14 protein-coding genes, 3 pseudogenes and 1 riboswitch are annotated in these 17,984 nt (G+C 34.9%); of the genes and pseudogenes, 11 read left to right on the top strand and 6 right to left on the bottom strand.

Annotated features, from left to right (window positions below; all coding sequences use genetic code 11):
• Nucleotides 1–131 (top strand): annotated as a pseudogene (locus tag B5P42_RS22180) (septum site-determining protein); the annotation flags it as partial.
• A 104-nt stretch (nucleotides 132–235) separates the two neighbouring features.
• Here B5P42_RS22180 and B5P42_RS32885 read toward each other — a convergent pair.
• A pseudogene (locus B5P42_RS32885) lies at nucleotides 236–346 on the bottom strand (IS6 family transposase); the annotation flags it as partial.
• A 754-nt stretch (nucleotides 347–1,100) separates the two neighbouring features.
• Between B5P42_RS32885 and B5P42_RS22170 the strand changes: the two are divergent.
• From B5P42_RS22170 to B5P42_RS22150, 5 genes and pseudogenes are all read left to right on the top strand, one after another.
• Nucleotides 1,101–2,632 (top strand): annotated as a pseudogene (locus B5P42_RS22170) (alpha/beta hydrolase).
• Nucleotides 2,633–3,232: 600 nt separating this feature from the next.
• A complete protein-coding gene (locus B5P42_RS22160; RefSeq protein ID WP_113735244.1) occupies nucleotides 3,233–4,678 on the top strand; it encodes a L,D-transpeptidase family protein in 1,446 nt (481 codons plus the stop codon).
• 350 nt (nucleotides 4,679–5,028) lie between these two features.
• Nucleotides 5,029–5,244, top strand: a complete 216-nt coding sequence (locus B5P42_RS22155; RefSeq protein WP_002017170.1) for a hypothetical protein — start codon at nucleotides 5,029–5,031, stop codon at nucleotides 5,242–5,244.
• Nucleotides 5,245–5,608: 364 nt separating this feature from the next.
• Nucleotides 5,609–5,770, top strand: coding sequence for a hypothetical protein (locus B5P42_RS32100; RefSeq protein WP_000441003.1), 162 nt, complete (start codon nucleotides 5,609–5,611; stop codon nucleotides 5,768–5,770).
• Nucleotides 5,771–6,097: 327 nt separating this feature from the next.
• On the top strand, nucleotides 6,098–6,496 hold the full coding sequence (locus B5P42_RS22150; protein ID WP_113735243.1) for a DUF1259 domain-containing protein: 399 nt from the start codon (nucleotides 6,098–6,100) through the stop codon (nucleotides 6,494–6,496).
• Nucleotides 6,497–6,732: 236 nt separating this feature from the next.
• Here B5P42_RS22150 and B5P42_RS22145 read toward each other — a convergent pair whose 3' ends face one another.
• A complete protein-coding gene (locus B5P42_RS22145) occupies nucleotides 6,733–8,106 on the bottom strand; it encodes a sensor histidine kinase (protein ID WP_113735242.1) in 1,374 nt (457 codons plus the stop codon).
• A complete protein-coding gene (locus tag B5P42_RS22140) occupies nucleotides 8,103–8,777 on the bottom strand; it encodes a response regulator transcription factor (protein ID WP_113735241.1) in 675 nt (224 codons plus the stop codon). Before B5P42_RS22140 ends, B5P42_RS22145 begins: the two co-directional genes overlap by 4 nt.
• Nucleotides 8,778–9,073: 296 nt before the next feature.
• Between B5P42_RS22140 and B5P42_RS22135 the strand changes: the two genes are divergently transcribed.
• The 3 genes from B5P42_RS22135 to B5P42_RS22120 all read left to right on the top strand — a co-directional run bounded on the left by B5P42_RS22135 (nucleotide 9,074) and on the right by B5P42_RS22120 (nucleotide 12,121).
• Nucleotides 9,074–9,544 carry a hypothetical protein gene (locus B5P42_RS22135; protein ID WP_002165464.1) on the top strand — a complete coding sequence of 157 codons (471 nt, stop codon included), beginning with the start codon at nucleotides 9,074–9,076 and terminating at the stop codon, nucleotides 9,542–9,544.
• Between the two features lie 20 nt (nucleotides 9,545–9,564).
• The gene (locus B5P42_RS22130) at nucleotides 9,565–9,888 is read left to right on the top strand and encodes a PepSY domain-containing protein (protein ID WP_002084636.1); all 324 of its coding nucleotides are present in this window, start codon (nucleotides 9,565–9,567) and stop codon (nucleotides 9,886–9,888) included.
• Nucleotides 9,889–10,813: 925 nt separating this feature from the next.
• Entirely contained in the window at nucleotides 10,814–12,121 is a 1,308-nt protein-coding gene (locus tag B5P42_RS22120) for a condensation domain-containing protein (RefSeq protein ID WP_113735240.1), read from the top strand.
• 227 nt (nucleotides 12,122–12,348) lie between these two features.
• On the opposite strand, the gene B5P42_RS22115 is transcribed toward B5P42_RS22120, so the two are convergent.
• Both B5P42_RS22115 and B5P42_RS22110 read right to left on the bottom strand, forming a co-directional pair.
• Nucleotides 12,349–12,588, bottom strand: coding sequence for a hypothetical protein (locus tag B5P42_RS22115; RefSeq protein WP_258397522.1), 240 nt, complete (start codon nucleotides 12,586–12,588; stop codon nucleotides 12,349–12,351).
• Between the two features lie 388 nt (nucleotides 12,589–12,976).
• Entirely contained in the window at nucleotides 12,977–13,369 is a 393-nt protein-coding gene (locus tag B5P42_RS22110; protein ID WP_107886627.1) for a VOC family protein, read from the bottom strand.
• A gap of 115 nt (nucleotides 13,370–13,484) precedes the next feature.
• Between B5P42_RS22110 and B5P42_RS22105 the strand changes: the two genes are divergently transcribed.
• Together B5P42_RS22105 and B5P42_RS22100 are read left to right on the top strand one after the other, a co-directional pair.
• Complete coding sequence (locus B5P42_RS22105) at nucleotides 13,485–15,794, top strand: AAA domain-containing protein (RefSeq protein WP_113735239.1); 2,310 nt, start codon at nucleotides 13,485–13,487, stop codon at nucleotides 15,792–15,794.
• A gap of 75 nt (nucleotides 15,795–15,869) precedes the next feature.
• Nucleotides 15,870–15,971, top strand: a riboswitch (SAM riboswitch).
• Between the two features lie 88 nt (nucleotides 15,972–16,059).
• Complete coding sequence (locus B5P42_RS22100; RefSeq protein WP_113735238.1) at nucleotides 16,060–17,265, top strand: M20 family metallopeptidase; 1,206 nt, start codon at nucleotides 16,060–16,062, stop codon at nucleotides 17,263–17,265.
• 105 nt (nucleotides 17,266–17,370) lie between these two features.
• On the opposite strand, the gene B5P42_RS22095 is transcribed toward B5P42_RS22100, so the two are convergent.
• Nucleotides 17,371–17,904: a DUF2199 domain-containing protein gene (locus tag B5P42_RS22095; protein ID WP_113735237.1), complete on the bottom strand. Its 534-nt coding sequence runs from the start codon at nucleotides 17,902–17,904 to the stop codon at nucleotides 17,371–17,373.
• Nucleotides 17,905–17,984 lie beyond the last annotated feature (80 nt).

The raw sequence follows: 17,984 nt of genomic DNA, 5'->3' as shown, positions 1-17,984 counted from the left end.
TATGTCTATTACCAATGTATGCAATTCGTAAAGTGCCTGTACTAGCTAAATATAGAGGGAAGATGAGCAATGTATTTGTTATTGTTATAGGTATCCTTACTGTCCTAGCAAGTATTAAGTCGTTATTCTAATTTACTATTGTTAGTTCTGATGTAAAAATAGTGGGATATGAAAAAGAATGAAAAATTCCTAGCGGAACTGAATTAAATATTATTAAACCAGAGCGATTATGGTATTGGACAAACTTTTCCCCTTGGGGAGTTTGTCCTTTTTTGATTATAAGCATAACTTCTATTCCAGCAATCACTTTCTTAGCTGTTTGTAATGAGTTTAATTCAATCATATTATGGTGCCAATTAATGTACATCAAGCTAGTATTTTGAAAGAAACCTTCTTATTTTTCGTTCTGGAGAATATCCGTTTCTTAAGTTAATGGTTTTGAAGTCACCCTTAAATGAAAATTTTCTGTCTCTACATTTAGTTATTTTGAGAAGTCAGCTCATTTTTTGTTTTGAGGCGTTTCTTTTTCTTAAACTGTTGGATATGAGTACCCTCTAGTATAAATTTTACTATTGAAACAAGTGATTTTAACAACGTTAGGAGTGTTCCAGACAGCACAATGTAATTTGTGTTACATAGCAAGAAAAATAATCAAAATTTAAAGCGAGAAAAAGAAGCACCAAAGCAAATAACATCGGTGTTTCTTTTTTTGCGCTTTCGGGCACAGAGGTTCCTACAGCACTATTATAAAAGCGATTCTGGATGTAAGGGATTTGTAAGGAATAGGTAAGGAAAAAGAGATTTTCATTGTATATGATAAAAATATAAAGTGGCGCGAAGGGGGAAACAGGTACGACTTATATATGAAAAACAAACCAGTAAAAAGAGTGTTTTAAAGAAAAGAAGTAATTTCTAGAGTTAACATACATGTGGAAAAAGAGGGAGAAGGCATTTTATATTAAAGTTTGTTTATAATAGCTTTTTAGCCTGTTAGGGGGGATCGTAAAGTAAATTATTAATTACCTTGAAAATTTCTATTTCCTTATAGTACTAGGCATGCTGTATTAAAAATTTTAATTGTGAAGGGAGAATTAATAAATATGAGCACGAAAAAAAGAATAGGGAGTAAGTTATTACTTGTCAGTGCAATTTGTGCGATAACTATTCCTTCGGTTTCATATGCGGAGGAAGTAATTTCACCTAAAAATTTCGAGGATTATTCAAACTTGTTCGAGGGACGGAATAAGGACGTGTTGAAAACAAGTTTATATCCAAATACATATAATAACCCCTTCAGCCACCCATTTAAATCGACATTAAAGGAAACAAACACAAATATAAAAAAATAGACAATATTGAAGATGAAAATCCTGTTATATCTACTACTCTTTCATTTATCCGTTCTATGCATGCTGAAGATTATAAATCTGCATTTGGTTTAACTTCTCGATCATTACAGAAAATAATAACCGAAAAATGGCTGAAGAACTATTGGGAGGAACTTCCTACGCAATTACAAAAAGGTTCTTTTATAGAAATTGGAGAGGTTACACAAAAAGAGACAAATTCTGTTCATACAAATGTAGAGATTAAATTAGTTTTTGAACAAATTACTGTACCTTTACTAATAAAACTAGATCCATCTGGAAAAATAGATGATTTTCAACTCAGTATGTCGTTTAGTCCTGTTGCAGATCGGCCATCATATAGTAAGCCTGAATCATTTATTGATAAAGAAGTAGTAGTTGGAAGTGGTGCATTTCCATTACCAGGAATATTATCTGTTCCAAAGGGAAAGGGTCCTTTTCCAGCGGTTATTCTTGTTCATGGAGCTGGAGCAGCCGATCAGGATTCAGCAACGTATGCTTTAAAACCATTTCGCGATTTAGCTGAAGGTCTTGCCTCGAAAGGAATTGCTGTCCTTCGCTATAATAAACGAACCTATGAACATGGATTGAAAACAGAACTTAGTCCTTTTTATACAGTTGATAAAGAGACAACAGATGATACTCTTTTGGTGACTCATTTTCTTCAAAATGAACCTATGATAGATAAGAATCAAATTTATATTCTTGGTCATAGTCAAGGTGGAATGATGATTCCGAGGATAATTGAAAAAAATCAAAATCAAAATATTGCAGGGGCAATTGTGATGGGAGGAGCGGCCCAGGCATTCACAGACAATGTTTTAGATCAACTTGAGTATCGTCTTTCTATTGGAGAAATGAAACCAGAAGAATATAAATTTTACAAATCGCAATTTGAATTATTAAAGGATCCTAATTTCTCTAGTCAGAATCCTCCAAAGGATTTTTCTTTAGGACCACCAGTATATTGGGATTCTATCCGTAAAATTAAAGCAGCAGAAATGTCAAAAGAACAAAAAACACCGCTTCTTATTCTTCAAGGAGAAAGAGACAATCGAGTTCCATCAAAAATTGAAATTCCTTTTTGGAAAGAACAATTAAAAGAGCGAGATAACATTGATTATCGACTATATCCAAAGTTAAATCACTTCTTTACAGAAGGAGATGGAGAGTCAAGTAAATTGGATGAATATTATAGTCCTGCTAATATACCTGAGTATGTTATAAATGATATTGCTACTTGGGTGCAAGGAAGATTGAAATAAAATTAGCAACTATATTTTTAAATAGCTATTTTCAGTTCTTAAGATATATATATAATTATATTATGATGTAAATAACTATAACGAACGGAGTAAAGTTTCTTATTCAAATACTTTAGATTCTCATACCTGGGGGCATCATCCATGCTAGCGTCTTAATATTTGGAAGTATATACAAATACTCTAAACGAAAAAACGGTATTCTTTCTATCTAAGATGTAGAAGGATTATCGTTTATTTTTTTTGAAATGTAAAAAATTTAACATTAATAACAGAATTATATAAACTAATAATGTAAAAGTTTTTGGCAAAATTAGGGGTGATGTTCATAAAAATGGAGAACATACTTCGTATTTTACGTAAAGAGAAAAAGCTTTCCCAAGAGATTTAGCTAAATCCCTTGGTGTAACAGTTGATTAAAGTTTCACTTTATTACTTGTAAAGGGTTATTCAATGTATCGTACTATTGAAAAATCCGAATTTAATTAATTAAATGAGATAAAATCTTTTTAAAAATAATGAAATTTTAGGAAAAATAAGGTACACTAGTCAATGGTTTTAGTTTAAAATCGATTGACGTTAATGTATACGGGGGAAAGATTGATGAACAATAATCCAATAAATGAATCAGTTGAAGAAGTTGAGAGAAAACGAGTAAGATCAAGCAAACGTTTTATAAATTGGAAGCTTATTGCAGCGGGTGTTGGTGTAATTGTACTTCTCATTGGAGGAATGAGTTATTATCAGGCAACTCACTTCAATTCAAATGTTACGATTAATGACACAAAAGTCGGTGGTCTGAACGCTGATCAGGCAATACAGAAATTAAAAACATCTGGACTAGCAAACAAAGTCTATGTCGATCAACAACAAATTTTAGATGAAAAAGAGACAAAAACAGAACTTACGGAAAAAGATTTGCCTCAAGTTAAGAAACTATTAAAAAGCCAGTGGACATTTTTCCCTTCCTCAAAGGAAAAAAATTATTCAGTGCTACCGGAAAAGGCGGATCAGTATCGTAGTGAAGCGATGAAAAAACTTGTAGAAGAAAAGCTCATCTCTATGAATGAAAAATTACAAGCGCCTCAAGATGCTATGGCGAAGCTTGAACAAGGAAAAGTTGTTATTTCGAAGAGCGTTGATGGAAAACAGTATGACGTTACTAGTCTACTGAAAGATTACGACAAGCAGAAGTATAAAAGTGAAATTCATCTGAAGTCTGCATACATACAGCCTATTAAAGAAGACGATCCGATTGTCAAAAAAGAGGAGAAAGCACTACAGAATCTTCTTGGGCAGTCCGTTGAGTATAAAGTGCAGAATGAAGTGTATCCTTTAAAAGCGAAAGATTTAATTCAGAATGCCTCTATGTCAAAGGATATGAAAGTTACAATCGATGCGAGCGACATTAAGAATAAGATTGCTGAAATTAATAATGCTAAATCAACATTAAATAAAAATTTCAGCTTTAAAACCCATTCCGGTTCGGTCATATCAGTAAAAGGACAAGGCTACGGCTGGGCACTAGATGTTGAAAAAGAAACAAAACAAGTTCAACAAGCTTTTGAAAAGGGTGAAAAATCGCTATCTGCTTCTAATATCCATGGAAATGGTTGGGAGAAGGAAGGTATCGGTTATGAAACAACATCGAATAATGGCATCGGAGACACGTATGCGGAAGTTTCAATTGCAGATCAACAAATTTGGATTTATAAAGATGGGAAATTAGTCGTCACAACAAATGTAGTAACTGGTAAACATAGCACGAGTGAAGATACATCACCAGGTGTGTGGTACGTTCTATATAAACGAACACCATACACGCTGAAAGGCAGCGCAGTAGGTAAAGCTGATTATGCAGTTAAGGTAGATTACTGGGTTCCATTCACAAATAGCGGCCAAGGATTCCATGATGCAGGCTGGCGAAAAGACTGGGCAAATAATGCCTATTTAACAGGGGGATCAGGCGGGTGTGTAAACCTTCTTCCTAATGTAGCAAAAACTGTATATGATAGTTTGAACACTAATGATCCAGTTATTGTGTACTAGAAAATAGCTACGTATCAAGAAATAAATAAAGCAGGAAATCTTATCTGATGGTACATGAAAAAACACCTCGTGAAATTGCATACTAAGTGTGCAATTTCAATGGAGGTGTTTTTTGTTTGAAAACAAGAGTTCATTGCCTATAAGAAACGAAGTAGAAAGAGATTGAGATGATAAATAGATATTCAAATAGTCAATAAAATTGACACTGAATATCATTTTCATTTATTATGAAATCGTCGCATGTAATTGGACATGATTTTTGTGAAAAAGTTTACTTTTTTATTAATATAATAGATTTCTATTAAGGTGTCCCATTTAAGAATTTAAGCGTAGGAAAGGGTAAAATAAAAATGAACTGGAAAAAAGGCGGATTATGGATTATTATTTTTTTCATTGTAAAAGGTACGATTTCTACACTTTTAATAGTTACAGGTGCTAAATATTTTGATTTATCATTTATGCAACTTTTCGTACTAATACTGATCTTATTACTGATTTCTCTCATAAGTCGAAAATTGCTGCATAGACATAAACAAAACAAAAAGCAAAAAGAGCTAAATATATAATGAAGCCCCAGAGACCTTTGGATTTCTGGGGTTTTACTATATATTTAGCTTCTTACTATTTGTGGAAAGTAAAACTCCCAGCTCAAAATTTAGGTGGTACAGAAGTTTGTTGGGAGCTGATTAAAGTTTCACTTTATTTCATAGCGCATGATCTATTTTGATTAATTGTCAGGTTTTTATGTATCCTCTAATGACAAGGTTAAATCCTTTCAAATCGGTCAATCACCGTTTTTTTGAATTCACTAAAAGTGGCTGAACCTATGCAGAATAACGATACCATCTCTAGCAAAATAATTAACTATCTCATGCAAGAAAGTTAGGCTAGTTAATCGCATATGTTTTATTGAAGGGATGTGATTGAATTATGGAACGGCCGAATTGGGGAATTGGAGGATTAGTATTCGTTGGCTGCATGTTTCTTGGCGGAGGAGTGGGATCTATATTAGGTGATACTCATGCTGGATGGCTAATAGGGATGGGTGCTGGATTTATTGGGATGGCTTTAACGAGACTGATCAGAAAGTAATATAACGGGATTCTTCTTCGGGTAAATAAGGAAATATGTATGTAAGTAATTCATGGTATAAGAGCTCTATAAGTTATAGTTAGAAGTTTCTCTTTTCTAAATTTCTCCATACATAGATATGATTCTCAAGTCGGAGGAGGGCACCTTAGGGTGTCTTTTTTATGCTCTCTAAAAATGTCTTAACATATATAGCCGAGTTAATTCAAATAATCAAGAATAATTGAGCTAATAGATTTCGTTAGATTGCCATCATCTTTTTTGTAATAGAATAGATTCATTACCGTTTCAGACCGATGTATTCATTCATAACCTAACAGTAAAAGGGGGATGATTAAAGGTATGGCGTTTAATGATGAATTAATTTGTCAACAGTTTGCAAGAATTATCGGTGGCCAAGAAGGATTCGCCGGTGGAAAATGCGTGGCAACAATAAATCGAGATGAAATACAAGCAACAATCTTGGGGAAACGTTTTAGAGTAACAACTTCCTTCTCATTCGAATCACGAGATAATAAAACTGGACGGGCATTATGTCTAGGGCGGGTAGCACTCTTACAAAAGGAAGTCACTGAATTTGTTGCTACAATTATTAAACAAGGAATAATCGTTTCGTCTATACACAATGAGTGGTTATGTGATGATCCAAATTTAATTTACGTTAATATCGAAGACGTTGATGATCCACTAATTTTCGCAAGGAAAGTCAGAAGAGCGTTATGCAATTAACCAATTTTTTTAGTTAAATGAGTGATTGTGTTGATTAGAATATTTCAGATTGTTGAATGGTATACTTGGAAAATAGATTTAAGTAGATGGTTTTATAAAATCTCATATATAGCTAAAAAGATTAACTCCATTTTGATCGCTTTTTTTCAAAATGGAGTTTTTGTATTTACTTTTAAATAAGGACTGAAGAGAGCTTTTTAATCAATCTTTATTCTAAAGCGAAAACCGAGCATACATTATGCTCGGTTTTCAATAGGTAGTTTAAATGTAAAAGTACTGCCTTCTCCTAATTCACTTTCAACGGTAATTTCTCCTCCGTGTAGTTCTATAATCCATTTTACCATCGACAATCCTAAACCTGTGTTTCCATTGTTTGAAGATGTTCGTGCTGCGTCAACTCGATAGAAGCGGTCCCATATTTTCGCAATATGTTGCTCGCTGATGCCTATGCCATTATCGGAGACTTTACCTATTATGTTGGTTTCATCCCGGAACAGTTGCATATTCACAGTGCCGTTCGCTTTGCTATAAGCAATCGCATTCGTTAGTAAATTCATTAATAAACGCATCATCAATGTTTGATCTGCTTTAATAAACAGGTCTTCCTCTATATTTGTTGTTATATTAATCGAAGCTTCTTGAACCATTAATGAAAGCTCTTCTACAACGATTTCCGTTAATTCACTCATATTGATACATTCAAATTGAAAAGTATTATGCTTTTCTTGGTCAACTCGTGCTAATAATAAGAGTTGCGAGATTAACGCGGACATTTTACGCGATTGCCTTAAAATTACTTCTAACGATTCTTCCATTTCTTTCGGATTATTCCTCTGCGATAAAGCGTATTCGCATTGCGAAATAATAACAGATGTTGGTGTTCTTAATTCATGAGATGCGTCAGATGTAAATTGTTTTTCACTTTCGAATGATGTCTCCAATCGCTCAAACATTTTGTCAAAGGTTTGTGCTAAATGATACATTTCGTCTTTCGATGAACCTTGTAAATTAATTCTCTTCGAAAGGTCTTTACCATCACCAATTTCACTGGCTGAATCACTCATTTGTTGCACAGGTCGAAACGCTCTTTGCGTAATAAAATATCCTCCCGCTGCTGCAATGAGAATAAGTAATGGAAATGAGATGAGTGTTACCACAATAAGCGTATTCATGGTCGATGATAATTGATTCATGGTCATTATGCCACGAACCCAGACTTGCTCATCGCCGCCTACATTATGGAGAAAATCATATACTATCCATTCCTTATTACCGTCTTTAATGGTTTGTATTTCATCGGATTTAAGCGATACCTTTTTATTAAAGGTTGTTGGATTATGTCCTGCCAGCAGCTCACCTTGTTTACTATAAATGATGATATTTACTCCATCTTCTAAGGCTTCAAATTCATCGTCAATCTTTAACTGTCCATGCTTATATTCGATATCTTCAATGCTTTCTTTTACTGTGCTCTTCAATTGATTTTTCATATTAAAAAGCAAAACTTTATCTGAAGAAGTTAAAATAAAAGCTAACACGAGTGCCATAATAATTACAACTAGCCCCGTATACCATAGGGTCACTCTCATTTTTATTGATAGTCTTTTCATGATTCTACTCGCAATACGTAACCAGTTCCTCGTACTGTATGAATTAACTTCGTTTCAAACTGGCTATCAATTTTTTTGCGAAGATAGCGGACGTAAACATTAATAATATTCGAGCCACCTTCATAGTCGTAATTCCACACATGTTGCTCAATTTTATCTCGTGTCAACACAACTTCTTTATTACGAATCATATATTCTAAAATAGCAAATTCTTTACTGGAAAGATTGATAACTTGATCTCCTCTTGTTACTTTATGCATATTGCAATCCACCACTAGGTCAGCGATTTCAAACACATTAGATGTATTTCCTGTTTTTCTTCGCATCAACACTCGAATTCTTGCTAACAGCTCATCAAAAGCAAAGGGCTTTACTAAATAATCGTCCGCACCTAAGTCGAGTCCTGTTACGCGATCATCAATTGTATCTTTAGCTGTAAGAAGCAAGACAGGAGTTGTATTATTGTCCGCACGTAATCTTTGTAATACTTGTAAACCATCTATTCCGGGAATCATAATGTCAAGCACAATCAAATCGTAGGTAGCCATGCTTATATAATCCAAAGCATCTTCTCCATTCCCACATCCATCGACACTATAATATTCTGCATTTAATCGTTTTACCAATATATTTTGTAAGTCTTTTTCATCTTCGACAATAAGAACTCGCATTAACATTCTCCTTTTCTTCTTATTTATATGTATCACTATAATTTCAAAACATTAAAGAAAGATTAGAAACTATTTAATTATATCATTTTATCCCGCATTAACGGGCAGTAAGACTCCTACCTCAAAATTCGGCGAATGCGAGAGAGTTAGGTGGGAGCCCTGCTGCCCGTAAAAGCCCGATTGGTGAGGGCTGATTAAAGTTTCACTTTATTTTTTTGCACATTAATCTTCCTTTAATGTTTGTTCAGTAATATAAGGACATGGATAAGGTGCACATGTAAAGGGAGGAGAACATAATGGGAAAATGGATGATGATTGGAGCAATGTCTTGTTTATTCTTAACAGCTTGTTCGACTCAAGCTGATAACGATACAGAAGTACAACAACTGAAAGTAGAAAACGATAAATCACAAAAAGAAGGTGCTCAACTACAACAAGAACCACACAAAACAGGGCCTGCTATGAATGATACTAAGCAAACACAAGATTTCAAAAACGAAGTCACATCTATTGTAGAAAAGGCAAATAATACGAAACCAGTTGGAGCAAAAGAAGATAACTTAAATACGTACTTAGCAGCAAAAAAAGAAATTGACCAATTAGATGACAAGATAGATCTATCTGATGATCAGCTAGAAGCAGATTTTCACGCTGGAACGATAACTGTTGAACAATATCAAATACAAGAAAGAGAACAAGATATACTTGAAGATCAATTAGAGCAAGCAGAAAATGTACTTGAAGCAAGATTTGGAATAAATGATTAATTATTAAGGAGTGGATGGAAATGTTAAAACATAAAAAGAAAATAATTATAAGTGTAATTGCTATTTTAGTAAGTGGTATTGCTATTGTTGGTGGATATTATGGTATGGGCTACAATTATGCGAAAAAGAATGAAAACTATACAGAGAAACAGGTTCGTGAAATTTCTTTAGCTCATACAAATGGAGAAATTATTAATGTGAAAAAAGAATTCGAATTAGAAGATGACAACTTAGCACAATCTAAATTTGAATATGAAGTGGAAATCAAGACACCTGAGAATCTATTAAATATTTTAAAGGTTAGTGCTAGAACAGGCACAATAGAAATCAATAAGGAAGATTAAAAAAATTGACAAATAAAATATCACGTATTTTAAAAAACTTCTAACAAAATTTGTTAGAAGTTTTTTCACGTTTATACTCTACTATTCTAAAAGGGGACTTGCTACATCGCTATCAAGTTAAGAAATACACTCATCTAAAAACAAAAATATAGACTGTATTCATCATTTTCTACTCCTCACAAAATGATTGTTTCTTAATCTGGGTGAATTTTTAGGTTGAAGGTTACGGTTCTTCAAACCGTTGCTGCACTTGCGAAAAAAGGGGCCAAAATTCCGGCTCCTTTTTTTCGCTATTTGTGGGCAGTAAAACTCCCACCTCAAAATTCAGCTGGAACAAAGAAGTTAGGTGAGAGCCCTGCTGCCCGTAAACACCCGATTGGGAAGGCTAATAATCAGTTGGGATGAACAAAACCCCCTACTGATTAAAGTTTCACTTTATGAAGACCTAGTTAGTTTGGAAGTTTGAAAATGATGAGGTGATACAAGTGCAAACAGGAGTTATTTGTAAACAATGTAATAATGAATACAAACATCTAAAGCAATATGATAAAAGGTTGGTGGTCCTCCATGCCCATCAACCTTTTATTATGAAGTAACACCTAAACGTATTATATTATTGTTTTTTATTAAAAAACATAAAAATAATTTATTTCTATTGATAATTACCAAACACAATTGTAAAATGTTTGTATATATATAAACTAAATATACTTTCGTTTGATTTTATAGAGGGAGATAGTAAGTGTTAATAATAATAAAATAATGGTTATATCACCTACAAAGAGCCGTAAAAAGAATGGAACCAGTACGGAAAAGATACTTTTGTGAAAAATTCAAAAAATAATAATTATTTACTCTTGAAGAAAATTTACAACCATATGGAGAATAAGGTTATACAAAAAAGTCTTAAAAGGGGGACGAAATTATGGAACAAAGAAAGTTTTCAGTAACACCTCAAGATCGAATGAATTATGTATTAGGTCTTTATTCTGCAGATCAACAAATTAATACAGTTCTTTATTTTCCTGTAGGTATATCAAAGGAAATACTTGAACAATCAGTAAGGATAACGTTACAATTGCAGCCGGTTTTGAACAGCCGGTTTGTAGAAAATGATATCCCTTACTGGGAGGAACATTCATCTGCCACTAACTCACCTATTTGCCTTTTTGCAGAAGGAAATAATCAAGAACTTGAAATAATGGCAATAGACTTTATTAAGGAACCCGGTGATCGTATTCAGGGGCCTATGGTTCAAACAAAATTATTACGAGGAACTACAACAGATATGTTAGTTGTGAAATTATCTCATCTATGTTCAGATGGCGCAGGGGTCAAGGAATATATTAATTTACTTGGAGCAATTTATACTCAACTTTCCTTGGGACAATCTAAGAATCAAATTATGAAGGAATTTGGTGAGGGAAATGAGAGTTTTCGAGATCAATCACATGTATTCAAATATGCTGGAATATCGGACATAAAAAGCGCGTATCGTCCTAACCAAGAACAACAGGCATCGTTATGGTCTTTTCCATCTCAACCCAACAAAAATAAATCCCCTCAAATGTCCGTACGGCGGTTGAGCCATGAGCAATCTCTACGTCTAACCCAATGGACAAAAGCACAACAGGCTACCTTGAATGATGTAATCATGACTGCATACTTCCGAGCTTTATCACATTTCACTGTGTATGCAGAACCTCGCACCGCAGAAAAAATGATCGGTTTAACAATTGATTTACGTCGATATCTGCCTAATTATACAACTGGTGCTATTTGCAACTTATCCGGCATGGAAATGCCAGTGATTAAAATGGAGGATAATGAATCATTTAATCAGACTCTCGTTCGAATTAAACAATCAATGGATAAAATAAAGTCTCAAAATCCAGGTCTGTCTTCAGCAGCAGGAATGGAGCTACTGGCAGGTATGAAGCTATCTGTGGTGAAGGAAATGTATAATCAGCAATACGAGCAGGCTTTACAGATGGGGATGGCGTTGCCGTTACTGACAAATTTCGGGGTGATCGCTGATGAACCTATTCAGTTTGGTGAAGTTCAAGCTGAGGACGGGTATATGACATCACCCATTATGTATGCGCCATTCTTTTCAATGGGTGCAAGCTTTTATAATGGAAGACTTACATTTACGATTGGTTATCATACACCGGATACATCAAAAGAAAAGGTAGACAAATTTTTAGAAAGTGTTGTTAATCAACTATCATAAATAAAAGAGAATATAGCGCGAAAATTTCTAGCGGAATTGTATTTTAGTGGCTCGTCCCCATGTTCATCAAGCTAATATTTTGAAGTATCCCTAAAACGAAAATTTTATATCACTACAACAGTTATTTATGAGAATTCAGGTCATTTTTTTCGTTTTGGGGTATTCGCTTTTCTTAGCTTGATGGTTATGGGCGGTACCCCAGTAAAGAAAGAAATAGGGAAAATACCCTATTTCTTTTTATTTCTATAATAAAATATAATTATTAGGTCCAAAGTAATGATAATAATTAGAAGTAATACTTCTATAAGTGCTTCCGTTTTCCCATGCTGCAAAGACTTTATAAAGAAATCCCATTCTGTTTCATAGGGAGGCTCTGCCCAATTTCGTTTTAGTCCTACATAAATTCCATTTAAGAAAAAGACGATACTTAATAGAATCCTTCCAATAAATACGGCAACTATTTTTATCCCGCATTAACGGGCAGTAAAACTCCCACCTTAAAATTCAGCTGGAGCAAAGAAGTTAGGTGGGAGTCGGGCTGCCCGTAAAAGCCCGATTGGTGAGGGCTAATAATCAGTGGGGATGAACAAAACCCCCACTGATTAAAGTTTCACTTTAAATTCCAATGCTTTATCTTAATTACATACAGGATTGGAAATAGTATAAGTACCCAAAAGACAATAATATAGATTGTATTTATCATTCTTTACTCCTAACAAAATGATTGTTTTTTTATAGGTGAGTTTTCGGATTGAAGGTGTGTTTTATTGTTATTGGTTGCGCACTTGCAAAGATAAGGGCCGGAATTCCGGCTCTTTTTCTATCCCGCAAAAGCTCCCTAATTAAAGTCTTACTTTATCTCCCCGTCTCAAAAAACTCAATCCACTCTCCGTCAGGACCAGCGAAGAATATGTAACGTGTTCCATCTGGTAATGTTTCAATTTCTTCTCCTAGTAGGAAGGTTATTTTGTGTTTCTTTAGTCTTTCGATTTCATCCTCTAATGAATCCACTTTAAAACAAATGTGATGTACTTTTCCTTCTGCCGGAAGGGAAGAGTTGTAACCTTCAATTAGTTCAAGTATCGTTTCTTTCGATTCTTCCACACCTAAAAAAGCGAGTTTTAAGTCTGGATTTGGATGTCCCATACGTTTAATGAGTTGTAAGCCGACTACTTCTTCATAAAATGAAATAGATGTTTCTAAGTTTGCAACCATAAGTCCAACGTGTTCGATTCTTCTAACTGGCATGTAGATTCCTTCCTTCTTTCTGAAAATTATATACAATATATTATTGAAAATTAAGAAAATAAGCAAGATAAAAACCTTACAAATTTTAGCGTGTTATATGGTATAGTGAGAAAGTATGTTTGGGGAGAAGGAAGGAGATTATACGATGAATACACCTACTCAAACTCCTTCATTATCGGCAACGATGAAAGAGTGGCATTATGCATTAGCATATGAAATTAAACATTGGAAAACGATAGGTGGTAGTAAAATCTCTATCATTAACGGTCGTTTTTTATATACAGATTATGAAAGTACAGTATACGTATTTCAGCTTATATCGGAAGTAAGTTTACCTGAAGGTTCACCAATTCGAATTGAGTTCGATGGTGAGGAAGCAACAGGGGAAGTATTATCTGTACATGGATTAGAAATAGAACTGAAATTAAATGATTATATACAAGGTGAAATACGAGAAGCTGTTTTATACAGTGAACCGTGGCAATTGCTAGAACAGCTGCAAGAGAGATTGAAAGAGGCACATAAAGATAAGCTGAAACGTAATCGTATAAAGCGTCTTGTTGATGGGACGAGCAGTCCGAAACATATTGAAAAGATGAAAAATACGAAAAATGAATTGGCGTATCGTTCTTTTTACAATCCAACAACGTACGTGTGGGGACCACCGGGAACAGGGAAGTCTTACAATTTATCGCGTATTATTTCTGCTCATTATCAAAAAGGAAAATCGATACTTGTGTTAGCTCATAGTAATGCGGCAGTAGACGTATTAATGAGTGAAGTAACGAAGCAAATTGAGAAGAAGAAGAAATGGACGCCTGGAGAAATTGTTCGTTACGGTTATAGTCAACATGAACATATACGAAATCATGAAACGTTACTTGCATCGAAGTTAGTTGAAACGACGAATGGATCTTGGGGAGAAGAAAGACTCTATTTAGAAGAGACACGACAAGATCTTCGTGAAAAGATTTTATCATATAAAGCGACTTCTGCTGATAAAAAGCGTATACAAGAGATTGAAAGTGATCTTCGAAAGCAAAAAGCGAAAATTAAAGAAGTAGAAAAAGAATACATTGAAAATGCGAAAGTAATCGGTGCGACTTTATCGAAATGTGCAATTGATTCACTTATTTATGAGCGTACATTTGATTTAGTTGTCGTAGATGAAGTAAGTATGGCTTATGTTCCGCAAATCGCATTAGCTGCTTCACTTGGGAAACGTATTGTCGTTTGTGGTGACTTTTTACAGTTACCTCCGATTGCGATGGCGAACCATGAACTCGTTCGAAAATGGCTCGGTGAAGATATGTTTTATCATGCAGGGATTGTTGATTCTGTAAATAAATCAGAAGCACATCCGAACCTTTTTATGCTGCAGGAGCAAAGACGTATGCATACGGATATATCGAAGTTTACGAATTCATTTATTTATAAAAATAGAGTGTACGATCATCCATCTGTTTCAGAGCGTAAAGAACTTGCGAAACTGCAACCGTTCGCAAATGAGGCGAGTGTTTTATTTGATACGAGCTTAATGGGAGCCTTTTCTTTAAAAGACGCTGCTTCCGGTTCTCGTTTTAATATTATGTCTGGTTTAGTAGCGATGCAAATGATGTTAATTGGATTGTTAGACGGTGTTCAATCTATCGGTGTAGTTACGCCTTACAGGGCACAGTCCCGCTTTTTATCAACGTGCATTAGAGAAATGTTGCAGAGAACGAAATATCAAAACATACCAGTTTTAGCGGCGACGGTTCATAAATTCCAAGGTTCTGAAAGAGATATGATGATATTTGATACGGTTGATAGTTATCCGCAAGAACGACCTGGCGTGTTATTCTTTGACCATAAAAATCATCGCCTCGTCAACGTTGCAGTGACAAGGGCGAGAGGGAAGTTCATTCAATTATCAGATTGCCATTATATGCGTAAAAACCTTTCGAAAAAACAAGCGTTATCACAATTAACAGCTCATATAGAACGTCACGGAGATGTATATGATCGCACGACATCAAGACAATTGTGGGAGCGGAAAATTTCGAAACGTTTACGCTGGTTTATGGAAATGAATCTTGAAGAGCCGAAAGGGTTATTGAAAGATATTTTAGCCGCAAAACGAAAAATTATTATTTCACTTCCAAGTACAAAGCAAGTGGATAAGCGAGTCTGGCAAGCGTTAATGCGTACAAATGCGCAAATAACAGTGTATAGTGATGGACCAGTTCCGTTAAAAAATGTAAAGTTACAAAGACAAAATAAAGCATTCCCGTTTATCGTAATCGATGATGAAATCTTTTGGGCAGGAGCACCTCTTACATCTCAAATGATGTTTGAAGGTAGTATGGAATTTCCGTACATATGTGCAAGATTACAAGCACCTGAAACAATTGGCGTATTAAAAGGGTTTTTAGATATTCGGTAAATTCAGATAGGAATTCCTTGACTTTTGCCTGGAATGAACTTAGAATGAAAATAATTTAATATAATTTTATGAAAATTCTTATCACGAGAGGTTGAGGGACTGGCCCTATGACACCTCGGCAGCGGATTCTTTATGAATACTGTGCCAATTCCAGCAAGGTAACTTGAAAGATAAGAAAGAAGCTCATTTTGACTGTATATACAGAAGCCTCTTTCTATCTTTTAGAAAGAGGCTTTTTTACGTGAAAATAAAAGGAGGAAGAAAAATGGGAGCGACAGGAGTAACGTCACAAAGAAAAACAATTGAAGAGAGTATAGAAAGAAATAAGGAAAAGTACATAGAAACAAGTCATAATATTCATGCGAATCCGGAGATTGGTAACCAAGAATTTTACGCATCAAGAACGTTAAGTTTGTTGTTAGGAAGCGCAGGATTTCAGTTGCAGCACAATATAGCTGGTCATGAAACAGGGTTTATCGCGCGAAAAAGTTCCGGGAAACAAGGACCAGTTATCGCATTTTTAGCTGAGTATGATGCTTTACCAGGACTCGGTCATGCGTGTGGTCACAATTTAATCGGAACAATTAGCGTTGCAGCAGCGATCGCGTTATCAGAAACGCTTGAGGAAATCGGCGGAGAAGTTGTCGTGTTCGGAACACCAGCAGAAGAGGGCGGGCCAAATGGTAGCGCAAAATCGAGTTATGTGAAAGCTGGCTTATTTAAAAACATTGATGCGGCGCTTATGATTCATCCGAGCGGAAAAACAGCTCCAACGAGTCCATCACTAGCGGTCGATCCACTTGATTTTCATTTTTACGGAAAAACAGCTCATGCAGCAGCCTCACCAGAAGAAGGAATTAACGCATTAGATGCGATTATCCAGCTGTATAACAGTATTAATGCACTTCGCCAACAACTCCCATCAGATGTGAAAATTCACGGAGTTATTACTGAAGGTGGGAAAGCACCTAACATTATTCCGGATTATGCTGCGGCACGCTTCTTCATCCGTGCTGCAACGAGAAAAAGATGTGCGGAAGTAACAGAAAAAGTAAGAAATATTGCACAAGGGGCAGCGTTAGCAACAGGCACAAAAGTGAAAATTCATCAATTCCAAAATGAAATTGATGAATTGCTCGTGACAAAAACATTTAATGACGTCGTAGCCGAAGAGTTAGAACTACAAGGTGAAGAGGTAAACCGTAAAGAAAGAGTAGGAATCGGCTCAACGGATGCAGGAAATGTAAGCCAAGTTGTACCGACAATTCATCCGTACATTAAAATCGGTCCAGATGACTTAATTGCGCATACGAATGAATTTAGAGAAGCAGCACGTTCAGAATTAGGAGATAAAGCGCTAATCACATCGGCAAAAGCACTAGCAAATACAGCGTATCGATTAATTACAGAAGAAGGGCTGTTAGAGAAGGTGAAGGAGGAGTTTAGGGAGGAGCGGAAGAATCAGGGATAGGTGGTTAAAATACAGTTGAGTGTTCTCTTTTCGAAGAGAAATCTGATTAATAAGTGAAAATGCAATAAAAAAGAACATTGATTTTTCAATGTTCTTTTTTATTTACTAATCATTTATTTCTTCGTTATTTTGATAACAAATTTCTTCAGCAATTTCTTGGATGCGATCTAGTTTAATACCATCTTTTTGTTCAATAGATAATGGATGGTCTGTTAGTTCGAGTTCAATATAAGGTTTATAACCGATTTCTCTAGTATGAACCATTGTTTTTAAACTTACTGTATCTGGATAACAAGGAAGTTGGGTAGATAACCAACCAAACATTGGCTCTAATTCGTTTTCTCTTCCTTTCGTTTCCCAGTAATCAAGCGTCTTTTGGAAGTTTGTTTCACTTAAAGATACCCATACATCCCATATAAAAGGTCCCTCTCCATCTAAAACTGGAATTTCAATACAACCTTTCATAAAGAAATATTCATCATCAATTACACATAGATCTTCATCCATTTCAACTCGACTCTCTAGCTCTTCTTCAGGGATATAGTAAAAATAATCGGGAGCCTCATTCCCATAACATATAGGGAGTTCATCGTGAAATACTCCGCAACATTTACAAACATAGCCTATTTTTTCGTTCATTAATTTTCTCCTAACCATCTATATCAATTGTGTTTGATCATTTGATTTTAAATAGATTATATCATTTATTTTGTTGATTT

The sequence above is a fragment of the Bacillus sp. SRB_331 genome (assembly GCF_003264175.1).
Taxonomy (GTDB): domain Bacteria; phylum Bacillota; class Bacilli; order Bacillales; family Bacillaceae_G; genus Bacillus_A; species Bacillus_A mycoides.
The sequence above is the reverse complement of the archived record's forward strand: the minus strand, read 5'-3'. Positions and strand labels throughout refer to the sequence as shown.

Bases quoted from the DNA above. Each gene is read 5' to 3' on its own strand.
- B5P42_RS22160 (WP_113735244.1), top strand. From the start codon at position 3,233: ATGAACAATAATCCAATAAATGAATCAGTTGAAGAAGTTGAGAGAAAA.
- B5P42_RS22155 (WP_002017170.1), top strand. From the start codon at position 5,029: ATGAACTGGAAAAAAGGCGGATTATGGATTATTATTTTTTTCATTGTA.
- B5P42_RS32100 (WP_000441003.1), top strand. From the start codon at position 5,609: ATGGAACGGCCGAATTGGGGAATTGGAGGATTAGTATTCGTTGGCTGC.
- B5P42_RS22150 (WP_113735243.1), top strand. From the start codon at position 6,098: ATGATTAAAGGTATGGCGTTTAATGATGAATTAATTTGTCAACAGTTT.
- B5P42_RS22145 (WP_113735242.1), bottom strand. From the start codon at position 8,106: ATGAAAAGACTATCAATAAAAATGAGAGTGACCCTATGGTATACGGGG.
- B5P42_RS22140 (WP_113735241.1), bottom strand. From the start codon at position 8,777: ATGCGAGTTCTTATTGTCGAAGATGAAAAAGACTTACAAAATATATTG.
- B5P42_RS22135 (WP_002165464.1), top strand. From the start codon at position 9,074: ATGGGAAAATGGATGATGATTGGAGCAATGTCTTGTTTATTCTTAACA.
- B5P42_RS22130 (WP_002084636.1), top strand. From the start codon at position 9,565: ATGTTAAAACATAAAAAGAAAATAATTATAAGTGTAATTGCTATTTTA.
- B5P42_RS22120 (WP_113735240.1), top strand. From the start codon at position 10,814: ATGGAACAAAGAAAGTTTTCAGTAACACCTCAAGATCGAATGAATTAT.
- B5P42_RS22110 (WP_107886627.1), bottom strand. From the start codon at position 13,369: ATGCCAGTTAGAAGAATCGAACACGTTGGACTTATGGTTGCAAACTTA.
- B5P42_RS22105 (WP_113735239.1), top strand. From the start codon at position 13,485: ATGTTTGGGGAGAAGGAAGGAGATTATACGATGAATACACCTACTCAA.
- B5P42_RS22100 (WP_113735238.1), top strand. From the start codon at position 16,060: ATGGGAGCGACAGGAGTAACGTCACAAAGAAAAACAATTGAAGAGAGT.
- B5P42_RS22095 (WP_113735237.1), bottom strand. From the start codon at position 17,904: ATGAACGAAAAAATAGGCTATGTTTGTAAATGTTGCGGAGTATTTCAC.